14 protein-coding genes are annotated in these 14,969 nt (G+C 69.9%); 12 read left to right on the plus strand and 2 right to left on the minus strand.

Annotated features, from left to right (window positions below; all coding sequences use genetic code 11):
• Positions 1 to 617, minus strand: a 617-nt coding sequence (locus JX283_RS02480; protein WP_204829190.1) for an IclR family transcriptional regulator, incomplete at its 3' end; no start/stop codon positions are given.
• Positions 618 to 871: 254 nt separating this feature from the next.
• Between JX283_RS02480 and JX283_RS02485 the strand changes: the two genes are divergently transcribed.
• From JX283_RS02485 to JX283_RS02525, 9 genes are all read left to right on the plus strand, one after another.
• On the plus strand, positions 872 to 1,174 hold the full coding sequence (locus JX283_RS02485; protein ID WP_135978803.1) for a UxaA family hydrolase: 303 nt from the start codon (positions 872 to 874) through the stop codon (positions 1,172 to 1,174).
• Positions 1,167 to 2,336: a UxaA family hydrolase gene (locus JX283_RS02490; protein WP_204829191.1), complete on the plus strand. Its 1,170-nt coding sequence runs from the start codon at positions 1,167 to 1,169 to the stop codon at positions 2,334 to 2,336. Before JX283_RS02485 ends, JX283_RS02490 begins: the two co-directional genes overlap by 8 nt.
• 58 nt (positions 2,337 to 2,394) lie before the next feature.
• A complete protein-coding gene (locus tag JX283_RS02495) occupies positions 2,395 to 3,186 on the plus strand; it encodes an SDR family oxidoreductase (RefSeq protein WP_204829192.1) in 792 nt (263 codons plus the stop codon).
• Positions 3,187 to 3,196: 10 nt separating this feature from the next.
• Positions 3,197 to 4,492: an MFS transporter gene (locus JX283_RS02500; protein ID WP_204829193.1), complete on the plus strand. Its 1,296-nt coding sequence runs from the start codon at positions 3,197 to 3,199 to the stop codon at positions 4,490 to 4,492.
• A 1-nt stretch (position 4,493) separates the two neighbouring features.
• Complete coding sequence (locus JX283_RS02505; protein WP_204829194.1) at positions 4,494 to 5,315, plus strand: amidohydrolase; 822 nt, start codon at positions 4,494 to 4,496, stop codon at positions 5,313 to 5,315.
• Positions 5,316 to 5,324: 9 nt separating this feature from the next.
• Positions 5,325 to 5,780, plus strand: coding sequence for an RbsD/FucU family protein (locus JX283_RS02510; RefSeq protein ID WP_135978808.1), 456 nt, complete (start codon positions 5,325 to 5,327; stop codon positions 5,778 to 5,780).
• Positions 5,781 to 5,852: 72 nt separating this feature from the next.
• Positions 5,853 to 6,740 (plus strand): dihydrodipicolinate synthase family protein, encoded by an 888-nt coding sequence (locus tag JX283_RS02515; RefSeq protein ID WP_204829195.1) that lies wholly within the window; start codon positions 5,853 to 5,855, stop codon positions 6,738 to 6,740.
• Positions 6,741 to 6,787: 47 nt separating this feature from the next.
• Positions 6,788 to 7,948: a lactaldehyde reductase gene (gene fucO / locus JX283_RS02520; RefSeq protein WP_204829196.1), complete on the plus strand. Its 1,161-nt coding sequence runs from the start codon at positions 6,788 to 6,790 to the stop codon at positions 7,946 to 7,948.
• 230 nt (positions 7,949 to 8,178) lie between these two features.
• Positions 8,179 to 8,640: a zinc ribbon domain-containing protein gene (locus JX283_RS02525; RefSeq protein WP_239652433.1), complete on the plus strand. Its 462-nt coding sequence runs from the start codon at positions 8,179 to 8,181 to the stop codon at positions 8,638 to 8,640.
• Positions 8,641 to 9,011: 371 nt separating this feature from the next.
• Here the strand turns inward: JX283_RS02525 and JX283_RS02530 are convergent, their stop codons facing one another.
• Positions 9,012 to 11,066: a class I tRNA ligase family protein gene (locus tag JX283_RS02530; RefSeq protein ID WP_204829198.1), complete on the minus strand. Its 2,055-nt coding sequence runs from the start codon at positions 11,064 to 11,066 to the stop codon at positions 9,012 to 9,014.
• A gap of 66 nt (positions 11,067 to 11,132) precedes the next feature.
• Between JX283_RS02530 and JX283_RS02535 the strand changes: the two genes are divergently transcribed.
• The 3 genes from JX283_RS02535 (at position 11,133) to queA (ending at position 13,545) form a co-directional block, all read left to right on the plus strand.
• Entirely contained in the window at positions 11,133 to 11,708 is a 576-nt protein-coding gene (locus tag JX283_RS02535) for a metalloprotease family protein (protein WP_204829199.1), read from the plus strand.
• Complete coding sequence (locus JX283_RS02540) at positions 11,705 to 12,307, plus strand: epoxyqueuosine reductase QueH (protein ID WP_204407633.1); 603 nt, start codon at positions 11,705 to 11,707, stop codon at positions 12,305 to 12,307. Before JX283_RS02535 ends, JX283_RS02540 begins: the two co-directional genes overlap by 4 nt.
• 77 nt (positions 12,308 to 12,384) lie before the next feature.
• Positions 12,385 to 13,545, plus strand: a complete 1,161-nt coding sequence (gene queA / locus JX283_RS02545) for a tRNA preQ1(34) S-adenosylmethionine ribosyltransferase-isomerase QueA (RefSeq protein ID WP_204829200.1) — start codon at positions 12,385 to 12,387, stop codon at positions 13,543 to 13,545.
• The last annotated feature ends 1,424 nt before the right edge of the window (positions 13,546 to 14,969 follow it).

The following is a 14,969-nucleotide window of genomic DNA, read 5'->3' on the forward strand; positions in this document are numbered from 1 at the left end:
ATGCAGACGACCCCCTCGCTCGTCTCCCCCCGGTCGAAGGCGAAGCCGCCGGCCCTCACCTCGTCGAGCTCTGCGTGGAGTTGGTCCGGGGAGTCGAGGGTCTCGTCGGTGAGCCGCTCCCAAGGGGTCGGCACCAGGGCGTCGACCTCCCCGTCGTCCATGGCGGACAGCAGGGCCTTGCCGATGGCCGTGCTGTAGAGCGGCAGGGTGGCCCCCGGGGCGCTCGCCAGGCGCACGGCCTGCGGGGAGTCCACCCGCAGCAGGTAGCGAACCCGGGACCCGTCGCGGCAGCCCACCTGGCAGGTCTCCCCGCAGGCCGCCACCACGCCGCGGGCGCACTCGTCGAGGAGGCGGAACGTCCCGTCGCCGCNCTCGAAGGCCCGCCCGCACATGGCGGTCATGGGTCCCATGCGGTAGCGTCCCGTGGCGGCGTCGAGGGAGAGGAAGCGCATGTCGACCATGGTCTTGAGGATGGGGAAGAGGCTCCCCTTGGGGGCGCCGACGGCTCGGCAGAGCTCCGAGAACGACAGCCCCTCGTCGTGGGCCGCCAGGAGGGAGAGCACCTCGAGCACACGTGCCGTGGCCCGATGCGGTGCCGCNGCGGTCTCCTCGNCCATGGATCCTCCTGCCCTCAGCTGCCCAACCTATATTCAGTCTATATACATATAAACCGATTTTTGCCCTTAACTGCCGTTCGCGGAGAAAACACGCCCGCTCGTGGCAGAGCCGGCGGAACCGCGTCTTCGGCGTCTCGACGGCTTCCTAGTATAGCAATCGTAATAGCGAACATAGTTCGTATATACGAACAACAAGCGTACGGCAACAGTCGTACGAACACCGCCCACCCCCGATCCCACGAAGGAGGTAACCCATGCGCAACGCCGTCCTCATCGACCAGAAGGACAACGTCGTCGTTGCCATAGAGCCCCTCGAAGCCGGCACCGAGGTCTGCTACGTCACCCGCACCGGCGAGACCGGCCGCCTCGACTGCGTCGAGACGGTGCCCCTGTACCACAAGGTCGCCCGAACGCCCATCCCCAAGGGCGAGAACGTGGTCAAGTACGGCGAGTACATCGGGGTGGCCACCTGCGACATCGCCGCCGGTGAGCACGTCCACACCCACAACTGCGTCTCCACCGATGGACTGCGAGCCGAGGAGGTCGGCAATGAGTAGGGTCTTCGACGGCTACCGTCGCCCCGACGGTCGGGTGGGCATCCGCAACCACGTGCTCGTGCTGCCCACGAGCATCTGCGCCTCCGACACCACCGAGCGCATCGCCCGCAACGTGGAGGGCTGCGTCTCGTTCCACAACCAGAACGGGTGCTCCCAGGTGCCCGCCGACCAGCAGGTCACCATGGACACCATNGCCGGGTTCGCCGCCAACCCCAACGTGAGCTCGGTGCTGGCCGTGTCCCTGGGGTGCGAGGGGTGCCAGAACGACCTCGTGGTAGAGGCCATCCGCGAGCGCACCGACAAGCCCGTCGAGACCCTCGTGATCCAGCAGGTGGGCGGTTCCATCCCCGCCGTTGAGGAGGGCACCCGCATCGCCGGCAGGCTGGCGGAGCGGGCCGCCTCCGAGCGGCGCGAGCCCTGCGACATCTCGGAGCTGGTCCTGGGCACCAACTGCGGCGGCTCCGACNCCACCAGCGGCCTGGGGTNCAACCCCCTCATCGGGGAGGTCTCGGACTGGCTCGTCGCCCAAGGCGGCACCTCGGTGCTCTGCGAGACGAGCGAGTTCTTCGGCGCCGAGCAGATCCTGGCCCGCCGGGCCGCCACGCCGGAGGTGGCCTCCCGGATCCTCGGGATCGTCAAGGACTACGAGGAGTACGTGCACATGTTCGGCGCCGAGATGCGCCAGGGAAACCCCAGCCCCGGCAACATCGCGGNTGGCCTCACCACCCTCGAGGAGAANTCGCTCGGCTGCATCCACAAGGGGGGCCACAGCCCCATCAACGCGGTCTACCCCTACGCCGACCAGCTCAAGGCCCACGAGGGCCTCGTGATCATGGACACCCCCGGCAACGACCCGACCTCCATCTCCGGGCTTGTGGCCGGCGGCTGCCAGCTGGTGGTCTTCTCCACCGGCCGGGGCACTCCCACGGGCAACGCCATGGCGCCGGTCTTCCGCCTCACTGCCAACCGCGAGACGGNCCGCGCCATGGCCGACAACACCGACTTCGACGCCTCGGCCACCATCTACGGCCCCGAGACCATGGAGCAGCTGCGCGACGCCATGGTCGACGACCTCGTTGAGGTCTGCAGCGGGCGCCTCACCTGCGCCGAGGCCATCGGCTACACCGAGACGGCCCTGCCCCATCTCTGCAACTACATGTAAACNCCGGGGGACCGGCAAGGACGCCCGGCGGCGCCGGGCAAGGAAGGGAGCTTTCGTCATGGACCTGCATCTCAAGGACAAGGTCGTCTTCGTCACCGGCGGCTTCAAGGGGATTGGCAAGGGCATCGTGTTCCAGCTGGCCCGCGAGGGGGCGGTGCCGGTGGTCCTCAACCGCAAGGACGGCGTGGAGGACGAGTTCGTCGCCGAGCTCAAGGAGGTCANCGACCGGTTCGAGGTCTACTTCATCGACCTCAACGACGACGACGCCATCAAGCCCATCGTCGACGAGGTCTACGCCAAGTACGGCCACATCGACGGCGTGGTGAACAACGCCGGCAAGAACGACAACAAGGACGTCGAGACCACCACCTGGCGCGAGTTCGAGGAGTCGATCCACGGCAACCTCACCCACTACTACGAGCTCGTCCACGAGTGCTGCCCCTACCTCAAGGAGTCCAAGGGCGCCATCGTCAACATCTCCTCCAAGACCGCCCTCACCGGCCAGGGCAAGACGAGCGCCNATGCCGCCGCCNANGGCGCGATCCTCGGCCTCACCCGCGAGTGGGCCGCCGCCTTCGCCAAGGACAACGTGCGCGTGAACGCCATCGTGGTGGCCGAGGCCTGGACCCCCCTCTACGCCAACTGGATCAAGACCTTCGGCGACGAGGAGGCCCAGCAGGCCCGCCTCAGAACGATCACCGACAAGATCCCCCTGGAGCACCGCATGACCTCGGTGGAGGAGATCGCCGACGCCTGCGTCTTCCTGCTCTCCGACCGTTCCAGCCACACCACCGGCCAGTGGCTCCACGTCGACGGCGGCTACGTCCACCTCGACCGCGCCCTGGACTAGGGGGGGACCCATGGNAGAACCCGCCCCCAAGGCCCCCGGCACCAAAGACGCCGTCGGCGAGCGCCGCGGCTCCAAGGCCGTGGTGGCCATCGCCCTCGTCACCTCGCTCTTCTTCGTCTGGGGCCTCACCATGAACCTGGTGAACGGCCTCAACAGCCCCATGGCCAACTACCTCGAGCTCTCCGCCACCGAGGCGTCGCTGCTCCAGGTGGCCTACTACGGCGCCTACTTCATCATGGCCGTGCCGGCCTCCCTGGTGGCCCGCCGCTACGGCTACAAGGGCGGCGTCGTCCTCGGTCTTGCCCTCTTCGTGGTGGGCTCCTTCATCACGGTCCCCGCCACCAACGCCGCGAGCTTCGCCCTCTTCCTCGTGTCGATGTTCGTGGTGGCGGCCGGCGCCTCGAGCCTCGAGGCCAACTGCAACCCCTACATCACCAAGCTCGGTGACGNGAGGCNCGAGGCCATGAGCCTCAACCTCGCCCAGGGCTNCAACGGCGTGGGAAGCATCGTGGGGCCGCTCCTCCTGGCCCAGATCCTCGGCGTCACCGTGGCCGCGGGCAACCCCGGCTTCGACGCGGCCAAGGTCGACTTCCTCGCCAACATGCGCACCGTCTACATCGTCATCGGCGTCGTGCTCGCGGTGCTGCTCGCCGTGTTCGTGTTCGTGAAGCTGCCCGTGCCCCCGGGCGACGAGNCCGACGGCTCCGAGGTCCACGACAGGGAGGCCTCCTTCGCCCGGGTCGTGCGCCGGCCCCACGTGGCCCTCGGCGTCGCCGCAGAGTTCCTCTACGTGGGCGTCCAGACCATCGGCATGTCGCTGTTCTCCGGCATCGCCCTCGACCAGTGGCAGGGCATGACCGCCGCCCAGGCCGCCATGCTCCTCTCGGTGCTCTCGCTGCTGTTCACCGTGGGCCGCTTCGTCTCGGTTCCCCTGCNCGCCCGCTTCGACGCCGGCAAGATGCTCGGCGTCTACATGGGGACCGCGGCCGTGCTGTTCCTCGTGTGCTTCCTGGGCCTTGGCCCGGTGTCGGTGGTGGCCCTCATCCTGGCCTTCCTGTTCATGTCCATCGGTTANCCCACGGTGTTCTCCCTCACCCTGCGGGGGCTCAACGGCGCCGCGGCCAAGACCTGCTCGTCGGCCCTCGTCATGTCCATCGTGGGTGGCGCCCTCGTGCCGCTCCTGGCGGGCGCCCTCATCGACATGACCGGCAGCCANACCTTCGCCATGATCATCGCCGTGCCCTCCCTGGCCTTCGTGGCCTGGTACGGCTTCAGGGGCTCCCGCANCGGATTGNAGGCGAGCTGAGATGGCCGNCAAGGGACTGCGCGTTATAGACGCCCACTTCCACGTGTGGNACCTCTCCTGCCNGAACCTCCACTGGCTCGAGGGCACCGACGGCTCCATCACGTGCACCTATGACCTGTCTGACCTCGAGGCCGCCTATGCCGGGCTTCCCGGCGTGGACTTCGTCGGCGGCGTCTATGTCGAGGTCGACGGCGACGACCCGGCCCTCGAGGACCGGCTCGTGTGGGACCGCATGGCCGACGACCCCAAGCTCCTCGCCGCGATGCTGCGCACCCGGGTGGAGCCCTGGATGCGCCTGCCGGTCTTCGCGGCGGGTGTCCGCGAGCCCCTCCACATCGACTCCGAGCCTCCCCGCCGCTGTCTCGAGCCAGGGTTCCTCGAGGGGCTGCGGGTGCTCGCCGCGGCCGGGCTGCCCTTCGAGTCGTGCAACCGCACGGCCGAGCTCCCCGACGCCCTCCGGGCCTTCTCCCAGGTGCCCGAGGAGACCGTCGTGCTCAACCACCTCGGCAACGTGACCCCCGACACCTTCGACGACGCCTGGCGCGACGTCATGGCCGGCTTTGCCGACCTGCCGAACCTCTACGTCAAGGTGTCNGGGTTCCCNACGGCCGACGCCGGCTTCTGCCGGGAGCTCCTGGGCTTCGTGCGCGAGACATTTCGCGCCGACCGCCTGCTCTACGCCTCCAACTGGCCCGTCGTCTCCATGTACGGCGACTTCGCCGAGCACTTCGCTCGCCTGCGCGAGGCCTTCGGCGACGACGGGCGCTTCTTCTGCGACAACGCCTGCNCCTGCTACGGCATCGACCCGGCTGCGCTGGACTAAGGAGTGACCATGCTCAAAGGAATCCCCGCCATCATCGGGCCCGAGCTGCTGCGCGCCTTGGACGAGATGGGCCACGGCGACACCCTCGTCCTCGCCGACGCCAACTTCCCCGCCGAGTCGGTGGGCAGGGACACCCTCGTGGTCCGCTGCGACGGCCACGGTGTGCCCGAGCTGCTCGAGGCCGTCCTGAGGCTCGTGCCCCTCGACCAGTACGTCGAGAAGCCCGTCACCCTCATGGAGAAGGTCCCGGGCGACACGGTGGAGACGCCCGTGTGGGACGTCTACGACAGGATCGTCGCCGCCGCAGACGGGCGCGGAGCCGAGGCGGTGGGCCGCATCGACCGGTTCCCCTTCTACGAGGCCGCCTCCCGGGCCTATGTGGTGGTGGCAACCGGCGAGCGCGCCCAGTACGCCAACGTGATCGTGCAGAAGGGCGTGGTCTACGAGAGCGAGGAGCTGGCCTAGGCCCGGNGANCGAACNATGTGCGAGGCGTGCCGGGCCCCGGGGCCCGGCACGCCCATGAAAGGAGCGATTAGATGTTCGACGGCGTGTTCTGCCCCTCGGTCACCGTGACCGACGACGAGGGCAANCTCGACCTCGACNTCTGGGGGCGCCACATCGACCACCTGGCCGAGGCCGGGATCGACGGCGTCCTCCTGTTCGGGTCCATAGGCGAGTTCTACTCGGTGAGCCTTGAGGACAAGAAGCGGGCCGTGTCCTTTGCCGTGGAGAGAGCGGCCGGGCGCATGAAGGTGTTCGTGGGCGTGGGCGACACCACCTTCTCCAACGTCCTCGAGCTGTCCCGCCATGCCGCGCGCTCCGGCGCCGACGCCGTGCTCGCGGTGTCGCCCTACTANTTCGGGCCGAGCCCGCAGTGCGCCGAGCGCTATTTCGGGGCCATCGCCGAGGCCCAGGACCTGCCGGTGGTCCTCTACAACTTCCCGGCACGCACCGGCACCGACCTCACCCCCGACCTCGTCGCCTCCCTCGCCGCCCGCCACCCCGCCATCTGCGGCATCAAGGACACCGTGGACTGCATCAGCCACACCCGCGAGGTGATCGGCGCGGTCAGGGCCGTGAACCCCGAGTTCTCGGTCCTCTCCGGCTTCGACGAGTACTACCTCGCCAACCGCTCCTCCGGCGGCAACGGCGTGCTCTGCGGCCTCACCAACGCCGTGCCCGAGGTGTTCTCCAGGATGGACAAGGCCTACAAGGCGGGGGACCTCGCCGAGGCGTTCGCGTGCTCCCAGAAGATCTCGCGCTACATGGCGGTCTACGGGTGCGCGGACCTGTTCGTGTCGGCCGTGAAGGGGGCCGTGGCCGTGGAGGGGCTGCCCATCTCCACCCGAATCTTCGACCCCGCAGTCCAGCTCGACGACGCCCAGATGGAGCGCATCGCCTCCATCCTCGGCGTCAGCCGGTAAAAGCCAGCAGGCGGGCCGAGCCCGCCGAAAGGAAGGAAGTACCGCCCATGGTCAACCGTTTCGTTCTCAACCCCGTCTCCTACCACGGCCCTGGGGCCGTGGCCGAGATCCCCGGCGAGCTGCTGCGCCGCGGGAAGTCCAAGGTCTTCGTATGCACCGACCCCGGCCTGGTCAAGGCCGGCATCGCCGCCAAGGTGTGCGACGTGCTCGACGGAGCCGGCATCCCCTGGGAGCTCTTCTCCGATGTGAAGCCCAACCCCACTGTCGAGAACGTCCAGGCCGGTGTGGCCGCCTTCGAGGCCTCCGGTGCCNACGCCATCGTGGCCGTGGGTGGCGGCTCCTCCATGGACACCGCCAAGGCCATCGGCGTCATCGCCGAGAACCCCGAGTTCTCCGACNNCGTNTCCCTCGAGGGGGTGNNCCTCACCAAGAACCACGCCACCTTCACCGTCGCCGTGCCCACCACCGCCGGCACCGCCGCCGAGGTGACCATCAACTACGTCATCACCGACGTGGCCAGGAAACGCAAGTTCGTGTGCGTGGACGTCAACGGCNTCCCCGAGGNCGCCGTGGTCGACCCCGACATGATGGCCGGCATGCCCCCGGCGCTCACCGCCGCCACCGGTATGGACGCCCTNACCCACGCCATCGAGGGCTACCTCACCAAGGGGGGCTGGGAGCTCTCCGACATGNGCCACCTCGAGGCCATCCGCATCATCTCCCGCAACCTGCGCGACGCGGTGGCCGAGGCCGAGGGCGGCGAGCCCGGCAGCGGCCGCACCGCCATGGCCCTGGGGCAGTACATCGCGGGCATGGGGTTCTCCAACGTGGGGCTGGGCATCGTCCACTCCATGGCCCACACCCTCTCCGCCCGCTACGACACGCCCCATGGCGTCGCCTGCGCCATGCTGCTGCCGGTGGGGCTCGAGTACAACGCGCCGGCCTGCGGCGAACGCTACCGCGCCATCGGAGAGGCCATGGGCGTCGAGGGTTCCGACAGCCTCCCCATCGACGAGGTGAACCGCCTCGTGGTGGCTGCCGTGGCCGAGCTCGGTGCCGACGTGGGCATCCCCACGGCGTGCGAGGGCATCGTCGAGGAGNACCTCCCCGACCTCGCCGCCGACGTCATGGCCGACGCCTGCTTCCCCGGCACGCCGCGCGACGCCGACGCCGAGACCATCATCGGGCTCTATCGCAAGATCATGTAGCCCTTGCTCTCACCCTGCGTCGNGGGCGCGCCGGACCCGTCGTCCGGCGCGCCTTTTTCCCTGTGGCGAGGTGCTGGGTCGTCTTGGCGGCGCTCGTGCGTCGGTGACGCCCAACGAGGCCGGCCCATGGGACACCGGGCCCCTCCGCAACAACCCGTTTCTTGTCGGGCACCCCTCCGCACCCCCATCATGGGGCCACCCACCAACGACCTCGGGAGGAACCCATGGCCATGAAAGACATCGTCGCCACCATCCGCAAGGAGACCGGCCTCACCCAGGAGGAGATGGCCCGCAGGCTCTACGTGACCCGTCAGGCCGTCTCTCGCTGGGAGACCGGGGAGACGGCCCCGGGCATCGACATGATCAAGCTCATCTGCACGGTGTTCTCCGTGCCGCTGGAGCGCTTCTTCGAGATGCCCATGGAGTACTACTGCCAGTGCTGCTCCATGCCCATCCCCGACCCGTCCCTCCACGGCACCGAGGCCGACGGCAGCCCGAGCGACCACTACTGCAAGTACTGCTACGACGGCGGCGACTTCACGGCCAAGGACGTGTCCATGGACGACTTCATCGAGGCCACGGCCCAGCTCGAGGNCGACGCCATGGGCATCTCCCGGGAGGAGGCCGTCTCCCTCATGGGCATGTTGCTGCCCCACCTGGACCGCTGGCGCGGCGAGGCGGCGCAGGGGTAGCGCGGCCGCTGCGGTCGCTCGCGCTCGGCGGCTTCCCGATAACGCTTTTGGGAAGCCGGGAAGGCCGCGTGGCATCGGGTCGTCCTTCCCAAAACCCCTTCTGGGGCGTTTTTCCTTCCCAAAAGGGATTTTGGGAACCTCTCTGGGGAAAAGGGCCTTCCCGATTTGGATTCTGGGAAGACGCGGTGCGGCAACGGGGCAGATCCCCTTCCCGGGACGACTTCTGGGAAAGGGGAGACCCTCCTCATGCATCGCAAGGGCGGCAACGGAAGGGCGGCCCCCGCATCTCGAGGTGCGGGGGCCGCCCTTGATTGACCCGATGATGCCCGCCCGGGTCCTCTCGCCGTAGGGCACGGGCGGGCGGTACCGGCTCAGCGGTACTGGCTCGGGTGCTTCTCGAAGAAGTCGGTCCTCGGCGGGAGCTCCACGAGCCCGTGGTCGGCCACGGCCTCTCCCATGGCCCCCACGAGTTCCGTGACTCCCTCGAAGGCGTGGTCCCAGGAGAACAGCAGGTCNGCGGGTATGGCCAGGTGCTCGCGGACCTTCTCGCAGCCGGTGGGGGCTGCGGGGTGCATGAGCAGCGTCAGGGTGCGCAGGCTCCGGAAGGCGTCGGCGAGGGCGGCCGCATAGGCGTNCTCGTCGNCCTTGGCGGCCTTGGACGCGGCGTCCCAGCGGCGGTTGGCCTCGCGGCNGAAGGCGTCGGCCACGGAGAGGGCGCGCGTGAAGTCGAGGCCGTGCATGGCCTCTTCGAACGCCAGGGTGGCCTCGTCGCAGGCGGCCACGGTCTCCTCGCCCGGCGCCACCTCGGGCAGGCGGCCGCCCAGGTGCCGCTGGGCGCCGTAGAAGCAGGAGCGCGCCAGGCGGTTGAAGATGTTGGTGAGGAACGCGCTCTCCTTGAGGGCCGGGTCCACCACGCGGGGGTCGTCCTTGACCAGGACCTCCTCGCCGGTCTTCTTGTCCTTGTGGGAGACGCTCGTGTCGAAGGGCTTGGGGGCGAACGACACGGCCTTGGCGCCCAGACCCAGCGACAGCCAGTGGCAGCGCAGCTGCTCGGGCGTGTAGTAGTCGAGCAACTCGGCGGCCATGGGCGGCTTGACGGCCCCGGAGCTGGAGGCCTTCTTGTTCATGAACAGGATGTGGTAGTTGGCCACGGGGGTGTCCTGGAACAGGCCCCACCCGAGGGCCTTCCAGATGGCCGGCTGGGCCACGCAGTAGAAGTAGATGTTGTCCTGGCCGATGAACTGGAAGACCTGGGCGTCGTCGGCACACCACCAGTCGCGCCAGTCCGCCCNGGCGTGGGTGTCGGGCACGGCCCCGGGCAGCGTGGCGTTGNCGGCGTGGTCCTCGGGCGTCTCGCCGAGCACGGTCTCGGTGAACGAGATGGGCGCCCAGAGCGACTCGGGCCAGCACCACACCGTGAGGCCGTCCACGCCGTCCATGGCCGGCGCCGGCACGCCCCAGTCGATGTTGCCGGTGATGCGGAACGGCAGCAGGCACTTGCCGGTGCGGAAGCGCAGGCCGGCGCCGTCGAGCACCTCACGGGCCCGGTCACGGGCCTCCCAGNCGGCGAACTCCACCGAGAAGGACTGCTGCCTGCCCTGGGGCTCGTGCACCGTGTGGGGCGGGAGCTCCGTGGCCACGGCGTCGAACTCCCCGCGCAGGTCGCACTTGAGGTAGATCGCCGGCGGCACGAGCGACTCGCGCACGGTCTTGACCACGACGTCGCGCACCTGGTCGTCGGTCTCCCAGTCGTCGTCGAGGCCCTCCAGGTAGTNCTGGAACCCCGGCAGGTCGAAGTACCAGTTGGCCACGGGCCGCAGCTCGGGCACGGTGCNGGTGACCTGGCTCACGGGGCNCACGAGGTCGGCCGGCTCGAACTGGTGGCCGAGGTCGCACTCGTCGGCGTAGGCCTTCTCGGACTTGCAGCCCGGCACGGGGCAGAAGCCCTGCACCTGGCGGCCGTTGAGGAACTGCCCGGCCTCGACGTCGTAGAACTGCAGCGTCTCGCGGAGCTTGAGGGTGCCGGCCTCGTGGAGGCGGCGGATGACGGCGTCGCTCATGGCGGCGTGGACGTCTCTGGCCGGGGCCAGGCCCGACCCGCCGTAGAAGTCGAGGGCCACCTCGTAGCTGGCGAGCGCGGCCTTCTGGGCCTCGTGGTTGGCGGCGACGTAGTCGGTGATGGTCCCCTCGTAGCCGTCCTCCGCCTTCTTGCGGAAGCCCTCCATGATGGGGGAGCCGTAGCAGTCGGTGCCCGAGACGNACAGCACGTTCTCGGCGCCGATGCGGTCGCGCAGGAAGCGGGCGAAGAAGTCCGCGGGGACGAAGACGCCCCCGATGTGGCCAAAGTGCAGGCCCTTGTTGCCGTAGGGCATGCCGGCCGTCACCACGGCGCNGGCAGGGAATGAGGGGCGGNTGGCAGTGGGCATGGCATACCTCGCGGTGGTCGCGTATCGTGTGGTCAACCCGTCCATTATGGCCCATCGGGAGGTGCCGTGCGCGACCTGGGGATGACGACGGTCGAGTCCTTCGACCTCACGGCAGACGACGCCTGGCTNGCCTCCGTGGCCCGCGGCTCCCTCGTCGTGGCCGCCGCAGGCCTGGTCCTCGACGTGCTCCTCGCCGTCGCCGCGCCCGTGGAGGCGGTGNGCGTCCACTGGCTCGCCGCGGTGGCGCTGGTCTCGGCCGTGGCGCTGCCGGTGCACGAGCTCGTCCACGGGGCGGCGTTCAGGCTGCTGGGCGNTCGCGGCCTCAGGCTGCGGTGCGGCTACATGCCGCCGGGCATGCTCTACACCTGCGCCGACGGCGCCGTGCTNCCGCGTCGCTCGTTCGTGGCCGTGCTGCTCGCCCCGGCCGCGCTCCTCTCGGCCGTGTTTCTGGNGGGCGGCGCGCTGCTCGACGTCCCGATGGCCGGCGCCACCTGCCTCTGGCTGCACCTCTCGGGCTGCACGGGCGACCTCGTCATGGCCCGTCGCGTCTCTGCGGCGGAGGCCCCCTACGTGCGCGACACCGCCCGGGGCTACGACCTCGTGGCGCCCGGCCCCGCACCCGTGGGGGAGGGGGAGCGGTGAGCGCGTCGGTACCGGTCGCCGTCCACGCCTGCTGCGGCCCGTGCTCCCTGGAGCCCGTGCGGCTGCTCCGCGAGGAGGGTATGGAGCCCACGGTCTTCTGGACCAACCCCAACATCCAGCCCGTGGCCGAGCACGACCGGCGCCTGGCCACCCTCCTGGAATGGGCCGAGGGGGAGGGGATCGAGGTCGTGACCTGCGGGGACGACCGAACCCTCTGGGAGCGCGCCGTGGCGCCCAGGGGCTTCGACCGGGGGGCCCGTTGCCGCGCCTGCTACGCCCTGCGCCTGGCCGAGGCGTGCCGCGCCGCCCGGAAGCGGGGCTTCTCGCTGGTGACCACCACCCTGGCCGTGTCGCCCCACCAGCTCCACGACACCTGCGACGAGGTGCTCGTGGCCTGCGCCCGCGCCCACGGCCTGGAGCCCGTGGTGCGCGACTTCCGGCCGGCCTACCCCGAGGCCACGCGGCGGTCGCGCGAGCTGGGCATGTACCGGCAGAACTACTGCGGCTGCCGCTTCTCGGCCGTGGAGGCCGCGCTCGAGCGCGCNGAGGCCCGCGAGGAGCGCCGGCGCCGCCGCGAGGGGGCCCGGGCCGGGGCGTGACGGCACCCCGGGAGGCTTCCGGCGCGCATCGGTGGTATAACCCTCATGTTTTGCCGCGCGTCCCAGGGAGCCAAGCCATGAAGACCGACGATTTCGACTACGACCTGCCCGAGGCCCTCATCGCCCAGGCCCCCGCGGAGCCCCGCGACAGCTGCCGCCTCCTCGTGCTGGACCGGGAGGACGGCTCGGTGGAGCACCGTNCCTTCACCGACATCGTCGACTACCTGGAGCCGGGCGACCTGCTCGTGGCCAACAAGACCCGCGTGCTGCCGGCCCGCCTCGTGGGGCGCAAGCCCACCGGCGCCGTCTCCGAGACGCTGCTGCTCCGCCGCCGCGAGGACGTGGACCCCCTGGGCGGCGTCTGGGAGTGCCTGGTGAACCCGGGCAAGCGCCTCAAGCCCGGCGCCGTCGTCGAGTACCGCGCCGGCGGCCTCCACGCCCCCGAGGGTGCCGAGGTCGTGCTCACCGGCGAGGTCTTGGACTTCGTGGAGGGTTCCAAGGGCGGCCGGCTCGTGCGCTTCTCGCCCGCCGGCGGCCGCACCCTCGACGAGGCCATGCACGCCGTGGGCCACGTGCCGCTGCCCCCCTACATTACCTCCTACGAGGGCGACCCCGAGAAGTACCAGACCGTCTACGCCATGGACGAGGAGCACTCCGCCGCCGCGCCCACGGCCGGCCTGCACTTCACGCCGGCCCTCATCGACCGCCTCGCCGCNNGGGGCGTGGGGATGTGCTTCNTGGAGCTCGAGGTGGGGATCGACACGTNCNGCCTCGTGGAGGNGGACGACCCCGCCGACCACGTCATGCACACCGAGCGCTACCACGTGCCGGCCGAGGTCGTGGAGAGGGTGAAGGCCGCCAAGGCCGCCGGGCACCGCGTGGTGGCCGTGGGCACGANGTCCGTGCGCTCCCTCGAGAGCGCCTTCGACCCCGAGGCGCCGGCCGACAGCCCCGCCGTCGTCGCGCGCCGCTTCGAGGGCGCGCCCGACTCCGCCGCCGTGTGCGGCAGGGGGGACCTCGTGGAGCGGCGCGACGCCACCACGGACCTCTTCCTCATGCCCGGCTCCACCTTCCACGTGGTGGACGCCATGGTCACCAACTTCCACGTGCCCCGCTCCACGCTGATGATGCTGGTCTCGGCCTTTGCCACGCGCGACCAGGTCATGGCCGCCTACGGCGAGGCCGTGGACGAGGGCTACCGCATGCTGTCGTTCGGCGACGCCATGCTTATCAGGTAGGCTGCGGGGCCTTCGGCCCATGGGTCCGGCGTTTTGCATCGTCGGACCGGCCTGTGACCCCGACAGCTGGGATGGCTTAGGTGCGCTCGTCGGGGGTTGGGGCTCAGCGATTACTGCTCGTCTTTGTCCCAACACCCGGACACTTTTGTCCCACTTCTTGTCCCAGCACCCGGACACTTTCGCCGTCACCTTGGTCGGGCACTTTAACCGTCACGCCCGGTCGCGCACCTGCCGCCCTGCGCCTCTGCGGCCTCCCTCCCTCTTCAGGAGCACCTCCTGATGCTCGGTGCTTTTCGGTAAGAAACCTTGTCTAAACCACCGAACATCGTGATGTTCGGTGGTTCTGGGTCCCTCGCGCAGAGAAAACCACCGAACATATGGCATGGCAGCGCTGCCTGGCCAATCCGTNGTNGCNNCGCNGCCTGGCCAGTCCGTCACGTCGCCTGTTTCCCACCTTATGGGTTCCGGACATGCCGGAGCGGGTTGCGGCATGGTTTTCAGGCGGCCGACGCTGAGTGACCCATGCCGCAGGGGCCTGTGGCATGGGTTCGAGCACCCCTCAGCCGAAAAACCCATGCCGCAGGGGCCTTCGGCATGGTCCGGCACCCGCTGGTCGCGCGACACCTCGGGTGCCCGACCAGGGTGACAACTGGAGAGCCCGACCAATGGGACAAAAGTGTCCGGGTGTTGGGACGGGAGCCGGGACGGGGCGCCGCCGGGGGAGGCTTACGAGGAGAACGCCATGAACAGCACCGCCAGCACGATGACGGCGGCCACCACCACGAGGATGAAGGCCACACGGCTGCGCAGGGTGCGCTGGCGCAGGTCGCGCTCGGTGTCGGCCAGCGTCTGCACGTGGATCTCCTGGCGTTCGGCGGCGGCGCTGTTGTCGGTCACGCGGTCGGCCAGGGCGTCCGTCTCCTCGGGGTGGGCCACGATGTCGGCNGCNTCGTCGAGGGTCGCCTGGGCCTGGGACTCGGCCTCCTGCTGCGCGGCGAGGTCCTGCTTGAGGGCGCGCACCTGCTTCTGGGCCTCGATGAGCAGGTCCTCGGCGTCGGCCTCCGCCGCCTTGGCGCGCTCCTGCTCGCGGTCGAGGTCGCGGGCCCGCTTCTTGGCCTCCTTCTTGGCGGAGTCGGCCTCCCTCTCGGCCTCCTCCAGGACCCTGCGGGCGCCGGCGAGGTGCGCCTCGGCGGCCTCGATGGCGGGCGCTGCCTCGCCCGGGGCGGCCTTGGCGTCGTCCTGGGCGCGGGAGAGGCGCGCCATCTCGGCGGTGGCCTCGGCCTTCATCGAGGAGAGCTGCTTCGGGTCGGCGTCGGGGTCGCGCTGCATGGAGGAGATCTCGGACTGCAGGCGCGCGAGGCGCTGGCGGGCGTTGTCGGCGGCCTTGTTGGCGGTGGACACGCGGGAGTCGCGCCTCTTCGTGA

Source organism: Olsenella sp. CU969 (assembly GCF_905219715.1).
Lineage (GTDB): Bacteria > Actinomycetota > Coriobacteriia > Coriobacteriales > Atopobiaceae > Granulimonas > Granulimonas faecalis.